At 45.9% G+C, this 23,414-nt stretch carries 18 protein-coding genes and 1 tRNA gene; 14 read left to right on the top strand and 5 right to left on the bottom strand.

All coding sequences use genetic code 11. From position 1 onward, the window contains the following. The 3 genes from V5298_RS13585 to V5298_RS13575 form a co-directional block, all read left to right on the top strand. Positions 1-2,297: S8 family serine peptidase (locus V5298_RS13585; protein WP_332931988.1), on the top strand; the 2,297-nt coding region annotated here is incomplete at its 5' end. 25 nt (positions 2,298-2,322) lie between these two features. Next, positions 2,323-2,904 carry a PEP-CTERM sorting domain-containing protein gene (locus V5298_RS13580; RefSeq protein WP_332931987.1) on the top strand — a complete coding sequence of 194 codons (582 nt, stop codon included), beginning with the start codon at positions 2,323-2,325 and terminating at the stop codon, positions 2,902-2,904. Positions 2,905-3,093: 189 nt separating this feature from the next. Continuing rightward, positions 3,094-4,491: a transporter substrate-binding domain-containing protein gene (locus tag V5298_RS13575; protein ID WP_332931986.1), complete on the top strand. Its 1,398-nt coding sequence runs from the start codon at positions 3,094-3,096 to the stop codon at positions 4,489-4,491. A 16-nt stretch (positions 4,492-4,507) separates the two neighbouring features. Here the strand turns inward: V5298_RS13575 and V5298_RS13570 are convergent, their stop codons facing one another. Both V5298_RS13570 and sbcB read right to left on the bottom strand, forming a co-directional pair. Next, positions 4,508-6,166 carry a FapA family protein gene (locus tag V5298_RS13570; RefSeq protein WP_332931985.1) on the bottom strand — a complete coding sequence of 553 codons (1,659 nt, stop codon included), beginning with the start codon at positions 6,164-6,166 and terminating at the stop codon, positions 4,508-4,510. A 92-nt stretch (positions 6,167-6,258) separates the two neighbouring features. After that, positions 6,259-7,692: an exodeoxyribonuclease I gene (gene sbcB / locus V5298_RS13565; RefSeq protein ID WP_332931984.1), complete on the bottom strand. Its 1,434-nt coding sequence runs from the start codon at positions 7,690-7,692 to the stop codon at positions 6,259-6,261. Between the two features lie 346 nt (positions 7,693-8,038). On the opposite strand from sbcB, the gene V5298_RS13560 reads away from it, so the two are divergent. From V5298_RS13560 to V5298_RS13545, 4 genes are all read left to right on the top strand, one after another. Further along, positions 8,039-8,461 (top strand): CBS domain-containing protein, encoded by a 423-nt coding sequence (locus V5298_RS13560; RefSeq protein ID WP_332931983.1) that lies wholly within the window; start codon positions 8,039-8,041, stop codon positions 8,459-8,461. Between the two features lie 150 nt (positions 8,462-8,611). Then, positions 8,612-12,457, top strand: a complete 3,846-nt coding sequence (gene hrpA / locus V5298_RS13555) for an ATP-dependent RNA helicase HrpA (protein WP_332931989.1) — start codon at positions 8,612-8,614, stop codon at positions 12,455-12,457. A gap of 107 nt (positions 12,458-12,564) precedes the next feature. Continuing rightward, positions 12,565-12,867, top strand: coding sequence for a PilZ domain-containing protein (locus V5298_RS13550; protein WP_332931982.1), 303 nt, complete (start codon positions 12,565-12,567; stop codon positions 12,865-12,867). Between the two features lie 96 nt (positions 12,868-12,963). Further along, positions 12,964-13,164 carry a DUF2061 domain-containing protein gene (locus V5298_RS13545; protein WP_332931981.1) on the top strand — a complete coding sequence of 67 codons (201 nt, stop codon included), beginning with the start codon at positions 12,964-12,966 and terminating at the stop codon, positions 13,162-13,164. Positions 13,165-13,173: 9 nt separating this feature from the next. Here V5298_RS13545 and V5298_RS13540 read toward each other — a convergent pair whose 3' ends face one another. Next, positions 13,174-14,367: a class I SAM-dependent rRNA methyltransferase gene (locus V5298_RS13540; RefSeq protein ID WP_332931980.1), complete on the bottom strand. Its 1,194-nt coding sequence runs from the start codon at positions 14,365-14,367 to the stop codon at positions 13,174-13,176. 141 nt (positions 14,368-14,508) lie between these two features. Here V5298_RS13540 and V5298_RS13535 point away from each other — a divergent pair, with 141 nt between their 5' ends. Beyond that, positions 14,509-15,486, top strand: coding sequence for an NAD(P)H-quinone oxidoreductase (locus V5298_RS13535; RefSeq protein ID WP_332931979.1), 978 nt, complete (start codon positions 14,509-14,511; stop codon positions 15,484-15,486). A gap of 83 nt (positions 15,487-15,569) precedes the next feature. On the opposite strand, the gene rnhA is transcribed toward V5298_RS13535, so the two are convergent. Continuing rightward, positions 15,570-16,034 carry a ribonuclease HI gene (gene rnhA / locus V5298_RS13530; protein WP_332931978.1) on the bottom strand — a complete coding sequence of 155 codons (465 nt, stop codon included), beginning with the start codon at positions 16,032-16,034 and terminating at the stop codon, positions 15,570-15,572. Between the two features lie 140 nt (positions 16,035-16,174). On the opposite strand from rnhA, the gene dnaQ reads away from it, so the two are divergent. From dnaQ to lolE, 5 genes are all read left to right on the top strand, one after another. Then, complete coding sequence (gene dnaQ / locus V5298_RS13525; RefSeq protein ID WP_332931977.1) at positions 16,175-16,894, top strand: DNA polymerase III subunit epsilon; 720 nt, start codon at positions 16,175-16,177, stop codon at positions 16,892-16,894. 80 nt (positions 16,895-16,974) lie between these two features. After that, complete coding sequence (locus V5298_RS13520; protein WP_332931976.1) at positions 16,975-18,282, top strand: TIGR03503 family protein; 1,308 nt, start codon at positions 16,975-16,977, stop codon at positions 18,280-18,282. A 245-nt stretch (positions 18,283-18,527) separates the two neighbouring features. Then, positions 18,528-18,604 (top strand) — tRNA-Asp (locus V5298_RS13515). Positions 18,605-18,706: 102 nt separating this feature from the next. Beyond that, positions 18,707-19,390, top strand: coding sequence for a lipoprotein-releasing ABC transporter ATP-binding protein LolD (lolD, locus tag V5298_RS13510; protein WP_332931975.1), 684 nt, complete (start codon positions 18,707-18,709; stop codon positions 19,388-19,390). Between the two features lie 2 nt (positions 19,391-19,392). Further along, positions 19,393-20,625 carry a lipoprotein-releasing ABC transporter permease subunit LolE gene (lolE, locus tag V5298_RS13505; protein WP_332931974.1) on the top strand — a complete coding sequence of 411 codons (1,233 nt, stop codon included), beginning with the start codon at positions 19,393-19,395 and terminating at the stop codon, positions 20,623-20,625. A gap of 20 nt (positions 20,626-20,645) precedes the next feature. On the opposite strand, the gene V5298_RS13500 is transcribed toward lolE, so the two are convergent. After that, positions 20,646-21,992, bottom strand: coding sequence for a dicarboxylate/amino acid:cation symporter (locus V5298_RS13500; RefSeq protein WP_332931973.1), 1,347 nt, complete (start codon positions 21,990-21,992; stop codon positions 20,646-20,648). A 122-nt stretch (positions 21,993-22,114) separates the two neighbouring features. Here V5298_RS13500 and V5298_RS13495 point away from each other — a divergent pair, with 122 nt between their 5' ends. Next, positions 22,115-23,320, top strand: a complete 1,206-nt coding sequence (locus tag V5298_RS13495) for an Ig-like domain-containing protein (RefSeq protein WP_332931972.1) — start codon at positions 22,115-22,117, stop codon at positions 23,318-23,320. The last annotated feature ends 94 nt before the right edge of the window (positions 23,321-23,414 follow it).

The following is a 23,414-nucleotide window of genomic DNA, read 5'->3' as shown; positions in this document are numbered from 1 at the left end:
GTACAGAGATAGGTACCATGAGTGGTATCGCTCCCCGTGCGCGCATCGCCATGTACAAAGTCTGCTGGAACTCAGATTATGTTAGCCCGTCGGGTGCTGATGAAGCTGGCTGTTTCTACAGTGATAGCATGGCGGCCATCGAGCAAGCCATTGTGGATGGTGTCGACGTCATTAACTATTCCATCGGCGGTAGCTTAACCGATCTTACCGTACCTTCCACAGCGGCCATGTTACGGGCTGCTGAAGCAGGGATTTTCGTTTCAGTGTCTGCCGGTAATAGTGGGCCTACGGAATCGACCATTGGGACACCGGCACCTTGGGTGACCACTGTGGGTGCGTCAACGTATGATGGTACCAGCTATGTGAATGGCCTTGAAGTAACCCAATCGGGCGCAACAGAAACCTACGCCTTCACGGAAGGTAGTATTACTTTGCCACTTAGTGAGTCTGGACCTGTTAGCGGCTCGTTAGTCGTAGCACAACCATTAGAAGCGTGTTACGAAGGCGAAACCTCTACGCCGCTAACTAACGCCGAAGAAATCGACGGCAATATTGTGCTTATTCAGCGTGGTACATGTGCATTTACGCAAAAAGTCAGTCGTGCCGTTGATTCTGGTGCAACAGCGGTTGTGGTCTATGACAACGGCAGTGGCGTGACCATTATGGGGGGCGACTATGTTGGTGGCATCCCTGGCGGGATGGTTTCAGAAAGTGTGGGCTCTATGTTAAACACGGCGGTCTCCGGTGGCGAAGATGTCGCAGTTAACATGAGTGGTTCTATTTTCGTTGAGCAAACCGAAATCGGCAATATGATGGCTGAATTCTCCAGTCGTGGTCCAAATGCATCCACCCTTGATGTTATTAAGCCGGATATTACTGCGCCGGGAGTGAATATCTTGGCGGCAACGTCTAGCACCCCTATGTTTGGAGAGCAAGGAAATCAAGTTGCGTACCTCAGTGGTACCTCTATGTCATCGCCTCATATTGCGGGTATGGCAGCCTTACTGATAGATCAACATCCAGACTGGTCACCTGCCCAGGTGAAATCTGCATTAATGACCACCGCTTATCAAGATGTAACGAAAGAAGATGGTGTAACACCGGCGGATCCGTTTGATTTTGGTGCAGGTCATGCAGCGCCCGTTTCAGCCATGGAACCTGGCCTTACTTTTGATGCTGGATTCTATGATTACATGGGCTTTATGTGTGGTCTTGGTGAAGATACCTTCGTTGAAACTGAATCAGGATATACCTGTGATCAGTTTGAAGAAGCGAATTATCCCATTGACGGAAGTCAGCTTAACTATCCTTCTATCGCCATTGGTGAGTTAAGTGGCGAAGAGACTATTGTACGTTATGTGACGGACGTCAGCGGTGCAGGCGGCAGTTATAGCATTGCAGTTGAAGGGTTGGATAACCTGTCTGTGACAGTTCAAGGCTATAACAGCGACTTCACGCCACTTGACGGTGACGTGTTGGAAGTGTCACCCGGTGACGTCTCTGCCTTCACTGTAACCTTCAATAAAACGGACTCTACCGTTATTGATAGCTGGGAATTCGGTGCAATCGTACTGACCGGCGAAGACGGTACTGTGGTTCGTAGCCCCGTTGCGGTCAACCCCGCTGCAGATGTGAAGATGGATGTGTCTGAATCGGTATCAGTAGCACTTAACAGCCGTGGTCGTGGCTTCTTTTCTGTCGGCATGAACTATACCGGTACTGCTAGCTTGGATTATAAAGGTTTAGTCGGACCGGGTATTGTAGATAGCGTGGTTGAACAAGATGCTGACGGTACCTTTACCTTTTTAGAAGATGGGTTGTCAGTAACCTACTTCACTGTACCAGAGAGCGCGTCTCTTGCACGTTTCAGTCTTTTTGATGAGTTAGTAGAACAAGAGGGAACCGATCTAGATTTGTTCGTCTATCGGTGTATTTCTTATTCGTGCACGTTAGTAGGATCTTCTGCAGCGGCTGGCTCTGACGAAGATGTAACGCTGATTAATCCAGAAGCGGCAGATAATATCGATGCCGGTGATCTCTACATTGTGTTTGTGCAAGGTTGGGATCTCAACGGTGTTGAAAGTACTTCTTTCCAAATGCCGTATTGGATAACGACCGAAACAAACAGTGCCACACGTTTTAGTATGTCATCCCGTGCCATAGATGGACGCACCAGTGACGTACGTATTACCGCAAGTGGCTTAACGTCAGGCGTACCTTATATGGGTACCGTGACTTTCTATGATGATGAGGGTGTGGAACAAGGCACCACCGTTGTAGAAGCTGTTCAAGAATAAAATCAGAGGGAAAAGGCGCAGCCTTATGCTGCGCCTATATAAAAAAATAGGTGAAGTTATGAAAAAAATTAAATCATTATTTAGTGCTGCAATATTGTCATGTTGTGCTTTGCTGTTCTCGGCCAGTTCCAACGCTGTTCTTATTACCACAACCGTTAATTTAGGTACCGTTGAATTGGCGACAGTACAAACGAGTCTGGACGATTCCTTGATTGATTCGGGTATGGGAGTGGTGAGTACCTACGATATGGTTGGATTCGACTTAGTTGATCTTTATATCCCACTGGCGGATGGTTGGAATCCTTATACATGGGATTTTGAAGCCATGATCGACGTGGATAATGTTATGGCTGGTGTGGAGTACCTTACCTTTGACGTAGAAGATGATGGTGGTTGGTTGTATTACCTTTATGTGGATTTGATGTCTACTTACGATAATTATGGTTCAATTTATGATCTCTATTCAGGGGGCTACGTTTTTGAAGCCTTTGAGGATGACGTGACGTTAGTGTCTAGCGTGGGAACCGTCGCTGTGTCAGAACCTGCTGTTTTCGGACTTTTTGCTATGGCATTTGCCGGTTTAGTATTACGCCGTCGCCGCGTATAATAAACACCAATATCATAGCCCTCGCATAGCGGGGGCTTTCTTTGTTCCATTCCCGCTTTTATTTGTTGTTTTCGTTTTCAATTCATATCTCATCAATGGCCAAATGTGGGCATAATATTGCAATGTAGCGTATAGATAAGTAATACTGACGAAAAGTTTACACCCTTTAATGGTTGCGAGGTTTCCTTTTTGGTCGTCCAGTTCCTGTTTCTACTTGTCGTTATAGGTACGTTTTTTAGTGGTGTAAATACGGCGTTTGCTCAAGAACCAAGCAATAAGGTTACCTATTGCATCGATCCGGAATGGCTACCCTATGAAGCGCTGAGGGATGGCAAACACATAGGTATTTCTGCTGATTATTTACGCATAATTGAAGATTTCACGAAATTAGAGTTTGAGCTCATACCCACAGAAAGTTGGCAAGAAAGCCTCGAAGCTTTAGAGACGGGACGGTGTATGATGACCACAATGATCAATCGCACACCAAGCCGTAGTCATTTTTTGATTTTTTCTACGCCGTATATCGAAGTTCCGAACGTTCTCATTGGCGGTACGGATATGCCCATGGTACAGGGATTTGATGGGGTGGGAAATTACCTTGTCGGTGTCGTAGGTGGCTTTCGACACACTGAATATTTGGCTCGATATTATCCAAATATCATTACCGAGTATGTTGATTCGAATGCAGAAGGGCTTGAGAAGGTATCCAACGGAGAACTGGATCTCATGGTTGGCTCCTTGTTAAGTGTCTACAGTTACATTAACAGTCACGAATTTAATAACCTTAAAATTGTTGGTTTCGCCGAACCCTTTGATTTGTTGTCTTTTGGCGTTAACAAACATTATGCGTACTTGTTACCCATTTTAAATCAAGCCATCGATACCTTGCCGGAAAGTAGGAAGGTTGATATTTATCGGCGCTGGAATTCAGCCCAGCAAGTGAGAGAGAATCGGTATACACCTGTTATCATCATTGTGGTGATTGTGGTGGGTATTATTGCTGCCGTAACATGGCGACGTCGTGTAATACGCATCTATAAGCAAGAAATAAACGATAAAAATGAGGAGATTGAAGTATTACAATCTACCTTGTTAGAGAGAAATCGTACTCTTGAATTTCTTTCTAACCGTGATGAACTAACAGGCTTATACAATCGAAATTATTTAATGCGTAAGGTGGAAGAAGAGGTTTCACGTTATCAGCGCTTTCAAAATCCGAGTAGTCTTATTGGTATTGAATTACAGGATAACCTTACGTCGCGACTGGATCAAAATGACCAAGATGAGCTTTATCGACAAATGGCGAGCATTTGTTTATCTGCGGTACGTGATGTGGATATCGCGGTAAGGTGTGAGTCTAATCGATTTGTGATCCTGTGTCCGCAAACCCACATTTTCGCTGCCAAAAAGCTGGCTCTTCGCTTGTTGAACGCCTTGTCAGAGGAATTAGTCACGCATATTACCTTGTTTGTCGGTGTCGCTGAGCTACAACAAGGCCAAGGCTTTGTGGAATGGCACGAAGCCCTCAACAAGGCGTTGGTTTCATCACGGCGGCGGGGGGGAAACTGTGTCGCCTTAACGGAATAATTAAGGCGTACGGGTTTTATCTTACAATGGGGTGATAGTGCCACTGATGAGCATTATAGCGTATTTCACAGGACTCAAGTTCGCGCTCTGAGCGCCAATTACGATTATTTAACTTGGCGGACACGCCCGTATACAGGCGTTTATTGGCTTTTAATTTAATTCGGGCCACATATTCGTCTTTTCGAGTTTGTAGCTCAATGGATTTTTTCTCCAGCCAGAATAACAATGCAGTTTCATTGTGAAGCATAGCTTTTACTTCAGAGACTTTGTGTTCTAAATCCTTGTGAGTCAAACGCTGTACAATCAGCGCGAGTTTTTCTTTGTGACGAAGGTTATTCTCGCGTAAGTGCTTAAGCAGTTCATCGATGGTCTCTTTTTTTTCTGTTAAGACGGCCAGTCCCGGTGAGAAGTCGACTTTTAAGGTGCTTCCAGCCACCGCACCTAAGGTACCGGCTTCAACCTTATCCTGACAAATCAGTTCACAGGCAAACAGGTTACCCATGGGTTTATCGAGTTGCCCCACGGTGACGCCACCACCGCTATGTATTCGACTGTAAGCTAACTGCCGACTGACGGTGATATCTCCCTTTGCTCTTAAATCGATACCTTGGCCATGCTGGATATGAATACTGCCGCCGGCAATCAATGTACAGCTGTAGTTTTGGCTATTGTCGTCAACTTTCCCCATCGCTCCTTCGGTAATAATAATATCGCCACCGGCTTCGATATGGGCCGATTCCACAAAGCCATTGATGGTAATATCTTTTGGCGATTTAACGATCATCTTTTCAGCAACGTCACCGTTCACTAAAATCGCGCCTTCGTAGGTAACATGGCCTGTGCCCACATTAACGCCTTTACAAATGAAGGTTTCGTCAATATCCATTTTTAAATTATGGTATTTAGGCATACCGGACATTTTTGCAATAAGGACATTTTCGTCATCATCGCTGACAGCTGTATTCGTCCCCATTTTAAAGTCTAGCCATTTTCCCGGTTTGGGAATCAGCAATGTGTCTTTAACATCAAAGCCTTTACGTCCTTGTGTCGGTGGGGTTCGCCGCAATACAGGTGTACCGACTTTTACACAAACCACATCCCCTAGGTTACGTAAATCCGTTTTGTTATTATCGTCGGTTTGGGGTTTTAAAACCCGTTCTAAAGCATTAGGAACCAGTGGGATAAATCGAGAGTTTTTGCCGTTTTTTGCCGGCATTCCTTTGGCAATAACCCCTTCAATAATCTCGCCGGGTTCGGCGTCTTCTGCCAGCGAGAGTAGTGCTTCTATATGTCTTAGTCCGACGCCTCGACGAATACGATTTTTGTAGGCAAGGTTTCGTACCGTGATGGCATTTGGCATTTTGCCGCCATAGGGCGTGGTCAGTCTCAGTGACGCCGATAGGGCATCCTTACTGATAACAAATTCTACTTCTGCATGGCGTAATTGGGCAATATCTGCCGTTATCGGTGTCGTATCGCCAGTTTTAAACGCAAGATTTGCCTTATCACAGAGAGATTTAAGTGATCGCTTTGAGACGTAGAAGTTGGCATAGGGGGTGGTTGAAAGATAATCGATAACGCCCCCGCGATCGATATCTTGCTCCATCGCACCGGGGTCAATGGTGAGTGTTAGGAATTGTGTGTCGTTATTATAATTGTAAGAAATGCCTTTCATTTTTTATATCCGTAATATCTCGCCATTAGGTTATCGGCAGACTGTATCTATGACATTAGTCTATCTAATTTAAGTTGTACAACTGCGTCAGGTCAAAGGTTTTGCGCATATTGATAGAGTGCCCGTAAAATTGCTTGTTTGTGGGGATCTTCCCGATACTGTTCCAACAATTGTTCAAGTTCAAGTAAATAAGGTTCCAGAGTCATTGTTGCCGGAGAGTCGTTATCCGTTAATCGGTTTTGTCGGTGAGCCTGCCAACGGTACATCTCATCTGCGGTAAGGGTTTGAGGGTAGTTACGACACCGATATCTAAATAGCATGGTACGCAAAGTGAGATTTTGTGTTTGGTCTGCCAACGGAGCTAAATTTTCTGGCAATGCGTTACGTACGTTATCACACCAACGTCGTTCTTCCTCATTTAAAAAACCACCACTGTACAGTCCATGGTCTGGATCCACGTCACGTTCTTCAAGGGGGGCGCTATAAACGTCCGTCAGCTTTTCTCGTAAGTTGGGCATATTAATAAGCGCACGAAAGTGTTGCAGACACTGGGCTTTGTCAATGCCAAGACGTTGGGCATTTTCCTCAGTCAGGGCTTTGCCGGTGGTAATAAAGGGCGAACGATTAATATGAAGTAATTTTAAACCCGGACGTTGCAGATCACCTAAATCATGGTTAGAGGTATAAAGTCTGTCTCGTATGGTATCTGCATCTTCGTTGATCAGTACGTCTACGGGCAATGACAAATCCACACAAATAATCGCATTGGTGTTGGTGGGATGAGGTGCCACCGGTAATATCCATGTACAGCAACCCTGTGAGGCTGGAATTTTTGACGAGACGTGGAGCAAGACCGAGGGCGACTGGGTATTAATCTGCTTTAGTACTTGATGTTTACTGCGTAAAGAAAAACTGTAGTCGTATAATTTCGGCTGATGTTTCTTTATCAGCTTTGCCAAGGACAGGGTGGCGTGAACATCGGACAACGCATCGTGAGCCTGGCCATGATCAAGGTTATTGGCGTTTGCCAAATCTTCTAATTTAAAGCTTGGGATCCCTGGTTCTTTTTCCGGCCAAGTAATGCCGTCGGGTCGAAGGGCGTAACAGGCCCGTGCCAGATCGATAATGTCCCAACGGGAATTCCCATTTCGCCATTCACGGGCATAGGGGTCAAAAAAATTACGGTAAAACAGGTGACGTGTCACTTCATCGTCAAAGCGAATGCTGTTGTATCCGGCGACGCAGGTATTAGGTTGCATCATCACGTCATTCACTTGTCGCGCAAATTCTGCTTCTATCATGCCGTCACGTAACGATTGTTGCGGTGTGACGCCGGTAATAAGGCAAGCTTGGGGGTGAGGCAGCATATCATTGGCGATTTGCGCCATGATATTAATGGGCTTGCCAATAATATTAAGATCGGTATCGGTGCGGATGGCGGCAAATTGACATGGCGTATCCTTTACCGGGTTGGCTCCCCAAGTTTCGTAATCATGCCAAAGTATACTGGGCGCATGTTGCGTCATTATACGTATTGATCCTTTATTAGTGACTTCATGGTGGACTATACCAGTGAGTTTTACTGCTAGCCAGATACAAACGTGGGGTAATTCCGTCTCAGGCTAAAATTTAATTTAACAGATTGTGGTTTCATTTGATGCTGGCACCTAAGCGGCTATCACAGCGTCAAAAATCATGAGTAGGGGTTAAAAAATAGTTAAACTTACTCGCATATTTGTTCCCTTGGGTCTAGGCTCAAAGAGGGCTATAACCCAGTATAACGGTGAATTTGACGCGTCGTTTGATTGGGTTAGAGATGAATAATGATAAAAATGCTGATACACCACTTTTTTGCGGTGTAAAGGAGGCAATATGGAATCTTTGTTAGTCAGTGATTATATGAATCTCCACCCGGTAAAATTAACCCCAGACATGCCGGTCGCTGAGGCCGTTGAAGCCTTATTAGCAAGCAAACAAACAGGTGGTCCGGTGCAAGATAAGCTGGGTAAAGTGGTCGGTTTCTTATCTGAGCAGGATTGCCTAAAGCAGATGATTGAATCGAGTTACTATCGGGAGCAAGTGTGCCGCGTTAAAGATGTTATGCAAACCGCTGTGTCAGCCGTTAAACCATGGAGTTCGGTACTGGAAGTGGCACAACGGTTAATCAATGAAAGACCACGGATCTTTCCTGTGATTGACGAGGATGGCAAGTTAGTGGGCATCATTAATCGCGCCGCGGTACTTAGAGCCATCGACAAGCAATTGCAGTCGGGTTACAACCAGAAAGCCAGTTAGCGATTAATGCCCCTGCAATGCGCATTATTTATGGTAAACTTTAGCGCCTTTTTTGAATAAAGCCTGCTAGTTTGCTGTAAGGAATGCGCGTTGTCGATTGAAACTGAAAAACCTTCTCTATCTGCATTTTTTGATTTAATACCTGATTGCATGATTGCCGACCAATTCTCATTACGCAATCGGTTACGGCGTTGTGCTGCGTTATTAAAAACAAATAAAGAGGAGGGTGAGGCGCAGCTTCAACGGTTAGCAGAAAAAATCCAAGGGTCGGTAGCACGACGTCAATGGCGCAGTGAGAATGTTCCTGCCATATCCTATCCTCCGTTACCGGTAAGTGACAAAAAAGAAGATATAAAAGCCGCCATCGCTAGCAGTCAGGTGGTGATTGTGGCCGGTGAAACTGGCTCAGGAAAAACCACCCAATTACCCAAAATATGCTTGGAATTAGGGCGAGGGGTGAAGGGGTTGATCGCGCATACCCAACCTCGTCGATTGGCCGCGCGAAGTGTTGCCACCCGCATCGCCGAAGAACTCAATACACCCTTAGGTGAGAAAGTCGGGTTTAAAATACGATTTTCTGATCAAGTCAGTGAGTCCAGCTATATCAAGTTAATGACTGACGGTATGCTGCTTGCGGAAATGCAAAAAAATCGTTTTTTAAATCAATACGATACCATCATTATTGATGAAGCCCATGAGCGTAGTCTGAATATTGACTTTCTACTGGGTTACCTCAAACAATTACTGCCAAAACGTCCAGAACTCAAGGTGATCATTACATCCGCGACCATTGATCCTGAACGCTTTAGTCGTCATTTTATGGATGCGCCTATCGTTGAAGTCAGCGGGCGTACGTATCCGGTAGAGATTCGTTATCATGGGCCTGAAGATCGCCATGAGGATGGGGATCAGACCGATGCCATTATCGCCGCCGTTGATGAGTTAAAACGAGAAGCCCCCGGCGATATTCTTATCTTTTTAAGCGGTGAGCGTGATATTCGTGATACCCAGGATGCGCTGCAAAAACAGCAGTACCGCAACACCGAAATTGTGCCCTTGTATGCGCGCCTATCCGCCGCAGAACAAAACCGTATTTTCCAATCTCATCACGGCCAACGTATCGTGTTAGCGACCAATGTGGCAGAGACCTCGCTCACGGTGCCAGGTATTAAATATGTGATTGATCCAGGCACGGCGCGTATATCGCGATACAGTGCCAGAAGTAAGGTTCAACGCCTCCCCATTGAACCTATCTCCCAAGCTTCGGCAAATCAGCGAGCCGGTCGATGTGGACGGGTTTCAAACGGTATATGTATACGGTTATATAGCGAAGAGGATTTTCTCGGTCGTCCTGCCTTTACGGATCCGGAAATTTTGCGCACAAATTTAGGTTCGGTAATTTTGCAAATGCTTGCCCTTGGGCTTGGCGATATTGGGGCTTTTCCCTTTGTGCAGCCGCCTGATAATCGCAATATTACCGATGGCTTTAGGTTATTAGAAGAAATTCAGGCCATTACCCGTAAAAAAGGTAAGGCCTCGCTGACGCCATTAGGGCGGAAAATTGCCAAATTACCCATCGATCCGCGCTATGCCCGCATGGTAATTGAAGCGGGTAAAACCAACGCCTTAATGGAAGTTATCGTTATTGCCGCTGGGCTTTCCATTCAGGATCCCCGGGAAAGACCCCAGGACAAACGCCAGCAAGCGGATGAAAAACACAGTGCATATGTGGACAAAGAGTCGGATTTCATTAGTTTGTTTAACTTATGGCAAGCCTTTAAAGAGCAGCAAAAAGCCTTATCAGCGAATCAGTTGCGAAAATGGTGTAAATCCAATTTCATCAATTATTTACGAATGCGGGAATGGCAGGATATTGTCAGTCAGTTGAAGAAATCCATTGCCGAAATTGGGCTGGGAATTGGCCACGAGCATGCCGATTATGCCGCCGTACATCAGGCTATTTGTAGTGGTTTGTTGTCGCACTTGGGCATGAAAGATAAAGATCGCGAGTATATCGGGGCAAGAAATTCACGTTTTATGCTGTTTCCTGGTTCTGGCTTGGCGAAAGCACAACCCAAGTGGGTGATGGCGGCTGAGCTGGTTGAAACATCTAAATTGTTTGCCAGAGTGAATGCGAAAATTGATCCCACCTGGGTGGAACCACTGGCTAAACATGTTAGCTCATCAAGCTATTCTGAGCCTCATTGGTCGAAGAAGCGGGGAGCCGTGGTGGCATTTGAAAAAGTGACCTTGTTTGGGTTGCCTATCATTCCCAAACGCACCGTTGTGTATAGCCAGATCGATCCTGAGGTAAGTCAGACACTCTTTATACGCCATGCCCTTATCGACGGTGATACAAAATTAAGTTACCGTTTTTTGTCTGATAATTTAGCCTTACTGGATCAGGTGGATGAGTTGGAGCAAAAAATTCGTCGCCGGGATTTTATGGTTGATGAAGATGATCTGTTGGCTTTTTATGCTCAGCGTTTGCCGGTAGAGGTCAATAGTGAAGCGGCATTTAAAAAGTGGTATAGCAGACAAAAAGACAAAAATAGTTTGTTATTTACCGAGCAGGACGTTTATCGCCAACAACCTGAATCCCACTTATCCAATGCATTTCCTGATACTTGGGAGCAAGGGAATATCCGTTTACCGCTACGTTACCACTTTGAACCCAGTGCCGAGGATGATGGCGTGACCGTGTTGATCCCGTTACCCATTTTAAATCAGGTAGCGGATATGGGCTTCGATTGGCTTGTGCCGGGGTTAAGACAGGAACTGTTAGTGAGTTTAATTAAAGGGTTGGAAAAACGATTACGGAAGAATTTTGTTCCAGCCCCTAATTATGCCCAAGCCTGCCTGGAAGCCATTTCGCCGGTGGACAAGAAAAATCAACCGGTGCCTCTATTAACGGCGCTGTCTGATCAATTAAGACGGATGACGGGGGTACGGGTAGAGCCCGAAGACTGGAATTGTGCACAACTGGATAAACACTTAAAAATGCACTTTGCGGTGGTGGACGATGAAGGCAAGACGCTTGCTAAAGGTGACGATCTTGAATTGTTGAAAAAGCAGTGCCAAGGGCAGGTTACCGCCACATTTGAACAAGCGGTTACCCCCGAGTTAGAACGCAAAGGCCTGCAACAATGGGATTTTGATTCACTGCCAGAGTCATTCACCCAAAAATTGGGGGGATTTGAAGTGCAAGCCTATCCGGCGTTAGTTCCCCAAGGTGAAGGCGTAGACATTGTGTTGGTGGACGAGCCAGAAAAGGCCCGTCATTTACATCGCCAAGGCGTCAATACTTTAATTCGCAATGCCATGCCTTCGCCACTGAATTATTTACAGGCTAAATTGCCCAACAAAGCAAAGTTGGGTTTGTATTTTAATCCCTTCGGCCAGATTAAAGCATTGATTGATGACTGCATAGAAGCGGGCATTGATGAGCTGGTCCAGCAGTATGTGTCGCAGCAAGGGCATGAAATTCGCCATGCTGATGCGTTTAATGGCTGCGCCGATTTTGTTCGCGCTGAGATTAACGACACCGTGTTGGCCATCGCTAAGCAGGTGGAAGAAGGTTTGACGTTAGCCCATCAGTGTCAGAAAAAAATGAAAGGTAGCATCCCTTTGACCATGGTCAACGCCCTTGGGGATATTAAGCAACACTTAAGTACGCTGGTTTATCCGGGGTTTGTCTCGGATATTGGCAGTCATCGATTGGCTGATTGGAATCGGTACATAAAGGGGTTGGCGCGGCGATTGGAAAAACTGCCTATTGATCCCAATAAAGATCGTATGCATCAACAAACACTATCAAAGGTAGAAGCCGAATTTAAAAAGGCGTGCAGCAAATACACACAGGATAAGATCCCGGCACCGCTACAGGATATCCGATGGATGATCGAAGAATTACGGGTGTCCTTATTTGCTCAGCAGTTGGGCACGGCGTATCCGGTCTCGGCAAAACGTGTACTGAATGCGTTGCAGGATTTTTAATACGACTTTACTCCTAGGTGGGCGGATTGCGGTTGACATACTTCTGGTGTGATCCTATAAGAGGGTAGGAGTTTATTCGGTTACTGCCAGAGGTTGGGAGAAGTAAAATGTTAGGATACGACGATAAACGTAATTTTTTCAGGATGATGGTCAATTCACCCTGCCAGGTGCAGATTAATGATGAAGAGTCCAGCCGTACACATCAGGCTGTGTGCAAAGACATCAGTGCAACAGGCATGTCATTGGAGGTTGAAGAGCCGTCAATTGAGATTGGTACGCAAGTCAATGTCTCTATCGATTCAAACAGTTCGCAAATTCCCTCTCTTTCTGCAGTGGCAACGGTGGTGCGGTGTGTACCGGAAACCGATGCAAGCTGTGTTATTGGTGTTGAAATTTCGGAAATGAAGTAAATCTCTTTACTCAATGCGCAGGATTGATTAATTAGATTGTACAAAAACCTTATTGTTAGTGATAATCATTATCAACAACTCAATGAGGATATCAGTATGACTAAAACAATCACTTTCGCCATGATGCATTTTACCGTGGCCTTCACAGTAGCGTATTTATTGACTGGCAGTTTGGTCGTCGGCGGTGCCGTGGCACTGGTGGAACCGGCAATTAATACTGTTGCATTCTATTTTCACGAAATGTTTTGGCAACGACGGGAAAGTAAGGCGGTTCAGCCGTCTTCGTTGCCCGTCTGATAACTGCCATTAGATATCGCTGACTTCGCAGATCAATCCTTTTAGGTAATAGCCTTCTGGAAATGTGCCAATGACAGGATGATCAGGTCCTTGGGACAGTCGCTCGATAATTTTAATGGTACGCCCGGCATCAAGGGCAGCGTCTGCGACGATCTTTTGAAAAAGCTCCGCGGGCATCAAGCCGGAACAGCTAAACGTAAACAGTAACCCGCCAGATTTTACGGCGTGAATGCCGTACATATTAATATCTTTATACCCTCTGGCAGCGCGATTAAGAGACGCTTTACTGTCTACAAATTTTGGCGGATCAAGTATAACCATATCAAATTGACGTTGTTGTTGGTGATAGGTTCTAAGCGCTTGAAAGACATCCTCATTTACCATTTTACCTTGAGGATTAGTGAGGTTATTCATGGCAAGATGTTGTTCGGCCAATGCTAACGCCGGAGCGGAAACATCCACATTGGTGACGTTTTTCGCACCGCCTTGTAATGCATAACATGAAAAGGTACCGGTATAACTAAAACAGTTTAGTACTTCAGCGTTCTTGGCATATCGCTTCACGGCCGCTCGACTATCCCGTTGATCGAGATAAAAGCCGGTTTTATGCCCGTTTTCAATATCTACCCGAATACGAATACCATTTTCCATTATTTCCACAACGGAGGGTGGGGTGCCTACCAGGGCTTGCACCACTGGTGCTAATCCCTCTTTTTGTCGCACATCGACATCACTGCGTTCAAAAATATCCTTGCCGGGTAACACTTTTTGTAATGCCCATACAATTTTGTCACGCTGTTTATCGGCACCAGCACTTAATAGTTGAAGAACGATAACGGTGTTATAGACGTCCACCGTCACACCCGGCAGGCCATCAGATTCAGAGGCAATTAAACGATAGCTGTTGGTATCTGGACTGATTACCCATTTTTGCCTTAGGGAATAAGCTTGGGCAATCCTGCGTACAAAAAAGCCATTATCTATGGATTCCTCGGCTTCAAAGGTCCACATTCTTACTCGGATCTGGGACTCCGGAGACCAGGCTCCCCGACCCAGCCACTTACCTTCACTGCTGTGAACATCGACGGTGTCACCAGCACGGCAGCGACCTTTCAATTGATCGACGGCACTGGCAAAAACCCAAGGGTGACGACGACGTAGGGATTTATCACGTTGGGGATGAAGGATTACGGTTGCTGACATTGCGAATATAAAAATGAATGAAATGAGGGCTGTAGTATAGCTTTTCTCATCATTTATCGCGACTATTGAACTGTTGCCATGCAATTAGGTATAACAAACTAGGCTTGTGTTGCATGGCAAGTCTTCGAAAAAGGAGTATTTATGCGATATGTTGATTTTACCCCCAAAGATGGGCCGGAAAGTCTGGTGATAAAGACGCGACCTGTACCGGTAGTGAAAGATGGGGAAATACTCATTAAAGTGGCGGCCTTTGGCGTCAACAGAGCCGATACACTGCAACGGCAAGGGAAATATCCAGCACCACCGGGTGAAAGCGATATTCTTGGATTGGAAGTGTCCGGTGAAGTGGTTGAAGTCGGCCCCAATGTGACTCAATGGCATAGCGGTGATCGGGTTTGCGCGCTGGTGGCCGGCGGCGGATATGCCGAATACGTTGCGGTAAATGCCACCCACGTGATCCCGGTCCCTAAAAATGTATCATTAATTGATGCCGCCGGACTAACCGAAGTTTACCTCACCGCATGGCAAGCCCTGTTTACTATTGGTGGTTTACAAGGATCAGATAGAGCACTTATCCATGCCGGGGCAAGTGGTGTGGGCTTAGCGGCATTACAATTGTGTCGCTTTAAAGGTATTGAGACGGCAACCACGGCTTCCAGTACACAGAAGCTGAATTTGTGCACTGAAATGGGGGCGACACTCACTATTAATTACCGTACCGAGGATTTTGCCACGGTTTTGCGGGAACAATGGCGTGATGGCGTCAATTTTATTCTTGATTTCATAGGCGGTGATTATCTTAATCGCAATTTAAAGGTGCTCGCCCAAGACGGCAAAGTGGTGTATCTGGCTATGTTAGGAGGCCGCTATGGCGACCAACTTGATATGGCGCTTTTGTTGGCAAAACGCGCCACAATTCAAGGGTCAACTTTACGTAATCGCACCGATGCCTATAAGGCGTCATTGATTGCTGATTTTGTTACCCATGGCTTGCAGGGGTTTGAGTCTGGCGCGCTGCAAGTGAATGTGGATACTGTGTTAAACATAGATGCTGTGGCCCAAGCCCATCAATTGCTGGAAAGTAACCAAACCAAAGGCAAAGTGATTGTAAAATGGTAATGTAATAAAAGGGCCGGACAGGTTTTATTGTTCGCGCCCTTTAACCCACAGGCTGAATTACGGGTGTATTTAGCCTAGTGATGTTAGCCTTCAAACCCGATATCTTCCTCTTGGGGGGATAATGCAGCGGTTCTTGCCAGTTCATCACAGCGTTCATTTTCCGGATGTCCTGAATGACCTTTTACCCAATGCCAGGTAACGTCATGGTTTTTTACTGCTTTATCTAATCGTATCCACAGATCGGCATTTTTCACCGCTTTTTTACTGGCCGTGCGCCAACCATTTTTGCGCCAGTTATGGATCCATTGGGTGATGCCATTTTTCACGTATTGGCTGTCAGTGGTAATATCTACCTGACAACGCTCGGTTAGGCATTCTAATGCCACAGAAGGAGCCATCAATTCCATACGATTATTCGTGGTCTGATAAAAGCCTTTACTGAGTTCTTTGACATGCTCTCCATAAATCAGCAAAGCGCCATAGCCGCCCGGTCCAGGATTACCTAGGCATGAGCCATCGGTATAAATTGTGATTTTCTTTACTGCCATGAAAACGCCTTTTTACGGTTGCAGTGTGTTTTGTCTTATGGGGTTGGTATACTAATGCCCCCGATACGTTACTACCAGCTTAAACTGTAGGTTAAGCTGATGTTTCCATTTAGTTGTTACAAATTCAAGGTTGCCAAATTATGCGTCAAATTGTTCTGGATACGGAAACCACAGGTATCGACCCTAAAGAAGGTCATCGTATCATCGAAATTGGTTGTGTAGAGGTGATCAATCGTAAGCTGACCGGTAACCATTTTCATGTGTATATCAATCCTCAGCGCGAGATTGAGCAAGAAGCCATTGAAGTGCACGGCATTACCAATGAGTTTCTTGCTGATAAGCCCTTATTTGCCGATGTGGCCAAGGATTTTATCAACTTTATCACCGGGGCCCAGTTAGTTATTCATAACGCGGCCTTTGACGTGGGCTTTATGGATCATGAGTTTGCTCTAAATAGCGCCACCCAATCGGTAAAGACCAAAGACATCTGTGATGTGCTAGACAGCTTGCTACTTGCACGGAAGATGCATCCGGGGCAGAAGAATAACCTCGACGCCCTTTGTCGTCGTTATGGTATCGATAATAGTCATCGGGAACTGCACGGGGCTTTGCTGGATGCAGAGATCCTCGCTGACGTATACCTTATGATGACCGGTGGGCAGACTAAACTGAATTTGGCTGGCCAAACCGGGGATGATGGCTCAGCGGGGGGAGAACGTATACGACGACGTCAGCGTGACGCAAATAAATTAAAGGTTATACGTGCCACCGCCGATGAATTAGAACAACATGAAGCGCGATTGGATATTGTGCAAAATAGTGGTGGTAAATGTTTGTGGCGTCAATCATCAGAACACTAATCTTCTTTTTTTCATCATCCCTTGTTGTTTTTTTGTGGACGGGATGGGGGAGCGTCTCGGCGCAAGGAACCCCCTCTGATGTGACGGATCCCAGTACGGTGTTAAATACACTGGGTGATGACTATCAAAATTCCATTGTGCTGTTGCGCAATCGTTTTCGTATTGATTATCAGGTCGATGAAGTCACCCTGGTTTTCTTCCGCGAGTATGGTTCGCCATCGGTGGTGCTTGTTCGTCCCGATGGCTCAAAAATATATGCGAGCCAGGCGGACGGAGATAAGGTGGTTTGGTTTGATGATGACACCTTCGATATGGTGAAGATCAAACAGCCTGTTCCCGGCCCTTGGCAAGCCGTAGGGCAAATCCTACCGGATAGCCGGGTTATGGTGCTGTCCGATATTGAGCTTCATGCTGATCCGCTGCCCCCGGTGCTTTTTTCTGGTGAAGTGCTTAAACAAACCGCGTATCTGACAAATGGGGGAAAACCCATCGATTATACGCAGTTTCGCGACGTAGTAACCTTAGACGTTCAACTAAAAAGTACCAATAATCCCAATTACGAAAACTTTGGTGCCCAAGATGAAGTGGTGGCCACTTTTGAAGATAATGGCCAAGGCATGGACGAAGCCCCGCTTGATGGTGTTTTTACCGGTCAGTTTAATTTGGCTATCTCTGCCGGTGAATGGCGTCCTATTTACACGGTTAAAACCCCAATGTTTTCCAGAGAGCAAGTTAACCCGGTTATCCGGCTCTATCCTAATCCTGTCTTATTAAACGTGGTACCCGACGATGGTCAAACGGGATATCACGAGCTCACCATTGATGTGGTGAGGGATAAAATTAATATTCAATCGTTACTTATTGACGGTAAGGTGCGGTTTCCCAATGGCGACATTCAAAACTTTTCCATTACCGAACCGTCAGAACACGCCCGAACTCATCGAATATTAGCGTATGAAGACGGCATATTTCGCATCAAGGTGACAGCCTATGCCACCACCTTTGATGGCCGAGATATTATTCTTGATGTACCCGAATACAGTTTCCTTGGCGAAGCGCCTTCTGACGCAGAAGATGATCTGCAAGGGGATATGTTCGATGTTTCATCCACAGGGGCTGACACGGTGATCCCCGATGAGGCCCCCCCGATAGCGGAGGAAGTCCCTCAATCCATGGATAAGGATACCCTTGTTATTGCAATCATCAGTGTTAACGGTGCCATTATTTTTATTGGCGTACTGGTTGCGGTATTTATTCTTTGGCGGCGTAAACGTGCTGCGTTACCTAATAACCCAGAGCAAACCACGAATGTTGAGCTGGATAAAAAGGGTTTTATGCATCGTATTGGCAGTTTGTTTAAGAAAAAGCCAACGGATTCGGAGCAATAGGGACCCCACAGGGTGTTCCGTTTTACTAACCAACCGTCAGGCGTTGTTTGTTTAGTGTACGGCGGCAAGGCTAATTGGTTTATATTGCAACATAATGAACATAAAACATGCAAACAGACCTTTCATGAGTATTTTATCGAAAAAAACCGTTGACTCGACCATAGGGAATACGTATTATCTGCGCCGCAGTCAGGGCAGAGGTGTTAAATCATTTTCTGCAAGCTGCTGAAAAATATTGAAAATGTGGAGCGGTAGTTCAGTTGGTTAGAATACCGGCCTGTCACGCCGGGGGTCGCGGGTTCGAGTCCCGTCCGCTCCGCCATTAACTCGATATTTCCTTCTTTTAACGCCTTAATCTTGGTGTTGCTGTGACTTCACGATATTATCCATTCTGGTAGAAATCATAACTAGAAGCGCTAATATAATGGATGAAGTTTTAGCATGTCGTAACGTGTCAAAAACGTATCACGATGGTGAAAACCTAACTGCAGTCTTAACAAATGTTTCCCTTACTGTTAATCCGTCTGAACATGTGGCTATCTTAGGTAGTTCTGGCTCAGGAAAAAGCACCTTATTGCATATTTTAGGCGGGCTTGATAACCCCTCTGAAGGTGAAGTGTGGTTTAAGGGACAAAGTATCACCGCCATGAAAAGCCGTCAGCTGGCCTCATTACGTAATCAGCATATTGGCTTCATCTATCAATTCCATCACCTATTGCCTGAATTTACCGCTTTGGAAAACGCCGCCATGCCGCTGCTTATTCGCGGCGAATCAAAAGCAACAGCGATTGCCGCTGCTACTGACATCCTCGAAAAGGTAGGCCTAACACATCGCATGGATCATAAACCCTCGGCCCTCTCCGGTGGAGAACGACAACGGGTAGCCATTGCCAGGGCGTTGGTGACACGCCCAGCATTGGTTCTTGCCGATGAGCCTACAGGTAATTTGGATGATAAAACCGGTGAGCAGGTGTATCAGCTTTTATGTGATTTAAGTCAGGGGTTTGGCACCAGTTTTGTGGTTGTTACCCACGATAATCGCCTAGCGCAAAAAATGCATCGTACCCTACGCATCAAAGACGGTTTACTGACCACACAAGGAGCCTGATTGTGAATTTAGCGTGGACACTGGGCGTGCGTTTTCGTCAGGGTAAGCAGCGAAATGGTTATATCTCGTTTATTTCTTTTTCATCTACATTGGGTATCGGTTTAGGCTGCTTTGTTCTTATTGTGTTGCTGTCAATTATGAATGGCTTTGAACGGGAATTGTTAAATCGGATCTTAGCTGTCATACCTCACGGTGAACTTTATGCTGTTAATGACGGCATTGAGCAATGGGAAGATCAGGTGCATCGACTTCAAAAGGATCCCCGTATAAAACATGTGGAGCCTTACACCAAAATAACCGGTATGTTGCAGCACAAAGGTACCCTTAAAGCGATTGAGCTTACAGGCTTAGCGGTTGACGAAGCAAAGCACGATAAGTGGCTGGATCAGGTCTCTGTTGAAGACTGGCAGCAGTTTATCACACAGGACGATCAGGTATTACTGGGGCAGGGGATCATCAAAAAGCTGGGGCTTAAAGTGGGTGAACGCATTCAGGTATTAATCCCAACGGCGACAAATAATCTGTCCTTTAAAGCGCCTCATTTGATGACACTCACGGTAGCTGGTCGATTGCAGGTGGGGGGCGAAATGGATAATTATCTGGCATTTATGCACTTATCAAAGGCTTCGGAAGAGACAGGTATCACCACAGGTGCGCAAGGGTTACGATTTACCTTAGCCGATCCTTACGCTGCCTACGAGACCATGCGAAGTATTGGTTACGACTTTCCCCAGGCGGTTTATATTTCAAACTGGACACGGACCCAAGGGCATTTATACAAGGATATTAAATTGGTCCGTGCTGTGGTTTATATTTCACTCACCTTGGTGATTGCTGTGGCCTGTTTTAATATTGTCTCCACCTTGGTTATGGCGGTACGAGAAAAACACAGCGCCATTGCCATATTAAAAACCATGGGAGCCAGTGACAGCTTGATTCGCCGGACATTTATGTTTCAAGGCTTAATAAACGGTATTTTAGGTATTGTTGTGGGCACGGGGGCTGCGGTGATTATTGCGCCGAATTTGTCGTCAATAGTGAGTGCTTTGGAATCCTTTACCGGTATTACATTGCTGTCTGGTGATATCTACTTTATTGATTTTTTGCCTTCACAGCTACAATGGTCAGATGTGCTAATAACAGTATGTGTGGCGTTTATATTGTGCGTCTTGGCCACTTGGTATCCGGCAAGTCAGGCAGTAAAAGTGTCCCCGGCCAGGGCAATAAGCCGTTAGCCGGGGCGATGAAGGGAGGATTACTGATTTTTATCGAAATGCTCGAAGTCCACGGTTTCTTCTTTTGCGCCAGCATTGGGGTCGTTATAAACGGCCTCGTCTAATTCACCTTCACTTTTCGCAACGATGCACGAGACCATGCAGTCACCGGTTATATTGACGGCAGTGCGTGTCATATCTAAAAGACGATCTACACCAATAATAAGGGCGATACCTTCAACCGGAAGGTTGACCTGCTGCAGTACCATTGCCAGCATGATTAATCCAACACCGGGTACGCCTGCGGTACCCACAGATGCGAGTGTGGCAGTAAGTACCACCATAACGTAATCACCCAAGCTTAAATCAACGCCGTAAACCTGGGCGATGAAGACGGTGGCGACCCCTTGCATGATGGCGGTACCGTCCATGTTGATTGTGGCGCCAAGGGGGAGGGTAAAGGATGAGACGGATTTGCCTACACCCAACTTGTTTCGCGCGGTTTCCATGGTAACCGGTAAGGTTGCGCTACTGCTTGATGTGGTAAAGGCAAACAAGCAGGCATCGCGCATTTTCTCCAACATCCTAAGGGGGTTTAACCCAGTTAAGCCTTTTAACAGTATGGAGTAGGTAACCAAGCCATGTAATACCAATACAAACAGCACTAAGAAGAAGTACTTTGCCAGACTCCCCAGCATTTCTGCACCAATGGTGCTAAATAATTTAGCCATTAAAACAAATACCCCATAAGGGGCCAAATTCATGATAATGGTAACCAGGCGCATAATGATAACGTTGATATCTTCAAAAATGGCGCCTAAACGTTTACCCGCATCACCTGTCATGGCCATGGAAACACCAAAAAGTACCGCAAAGATAATAATTTGTAACATATTTCCTTCCGCCATGGCTTGGATGGGATTGGTGGGAAACATATTAATAATCACTTGGGCAAGAGAAGGCGCTTCTTTGGCCACATAATCGGCATCAGTGGGTATGGAAACCCCCGTTCCGGGAGACACTAACAAGCCAAAACTAATGGCCAGTGTGACCGCAATAGCGGTTGTGAGAATATATAAACCGATGGATTTTGCACCTAACCTGCCGAGTTTGCTGGGGTCCGTTAAGCTGCATGTACCGCATACCAGCGAAACAAACACTAAAGGAACAACCAGCATTTTCAAACTGTTAATGAAAATCTGTCCAATAGTGGAGAATATACCTTCTACGACAATCCCATACGTTGAAAAGCTATAGCCGAATACCGAAAAAAGTAAATCTCCGCTATCATCGAACAAAAGCTGAAGTAATCCGCCTGTAATGATTCCGGCTCCCATGCCGATAAAGATTTTGGCGGTAAGGCTAAGCTTTTTTGAAGATTGAGACATGTAAGTTTCCTAAACAACATTGTTTTTTGATTTTGTTTTAGTATTAGTGTGCCAGAATCATAACAAATTGAAATCAGAAATATTTCAATAATGCCAATTACTAGAGGTCCAGGAAGACAACTATGAAAACACTTTCCAAGTCTCTGACACTGTTCAGTATGTTATTTTTATTATTTGCCTGTGGTGGAGGAGACTCGCTAGAGCGTGACTCTGACTCAAGCACAGACTCAGATGATACATCGGATGAAACTTACACGGTTTCTTTATCCCTCGTAAACCAAAATTATGAGACTGACCGTAATCTTGCGACGGATAACCCGTTGACCGTTGTCGTGACCGTCACGGACGAAGAGGGATCTGCCCTCGCGGATACTTTGGTGACGTTTACGCTTTCAAACGATGAGCTAGCGGATTTTAGCAATGATACTGGGACGGCCAGAACCGATGATTCTGGTCAGGCGACCATTGGCTTGACCGTTGGCACGGCAGCAGGAGATGGCCAGATCACCGCCACCTTACCTGATGGCACCACAGGGACAACAACGTTTACTTCGGCGGGCAGTGATGTTGCCCTGGATCCTGAATATACGGTCACTTTCTCTTTGGTTAACGACAGTGATGTTGAGGACAGAGATCTGGCATCAGATAATCCATTAACGCTTTCTCTTGAAGTGGTTGATCAATATGGCAACCCGCTAACCGATTCTCTTATTTCGTTCTCACTTTCGGACGATGATTTAGCAAACTTCAGTACTGATACGGCTGCTGCCCGTACAGATGAAAATGGTGAAGCAAGTATCGGCTTGACGGTTGGCTCAGCGGCGGGAGATGGGGAGATAACAGCGATTCTTCCTGATGGAACAACTGCGACAACCACCTTTACTTCAGCGGGCAGTGATGTTGCCCTGGATCCTGAATATAGTGTGACTTTTTCTATAGTGAACACAAGTGGTGAAGAAGATAGAGATTTAGCTTCAGATAATCCATTAATTGTTAATCTTACGGTAGTAGATCAAAACGATAACCCACTAACTGATGCACTTATTTCGTTTGCTCTTTCTAATGACAATTTAGCTGTGTTTACAAGCGACACCGCATCTGCCCGTACAGATGAAAATGGTGAAGCAAGTATCGGCTTGACGGTTGGCTCAGCGGCGGGAGATGGAGAGATAACAGCGACTCTTCCTGATGGAACAACTGCGACAACCACCTTTACTTCAGCGGGCAGTATGTTGCCCTGGATCCTGAATATACGGTTACTTTCTCTTTGGTTAACGACAGTGGTGTTGAGGACAGAGATCTGGCATCAGATAATCCCCTTACGGTAAATCTCACGGTAGTGGACCAAAACGATAACCCACTAACTGATGCACTTATTTCGTTTGCTCTTTCTAATGACAATTTAGCTGTGTTTACAAGCGA

Origin of the sequence: Alteromonas sp. 14N.309.X.WAT.G.H12, from assembly GCF_036697315.1 — a bacterium.
GTDB lineage: Bacteria > Pseudomonadota > Gammaproteobacteria > Enterobacterales > Alteromonadaceae > Alteromonas.
This window is presented reverse-complemented; position numbering and strand designations above follow the sequence as displayed.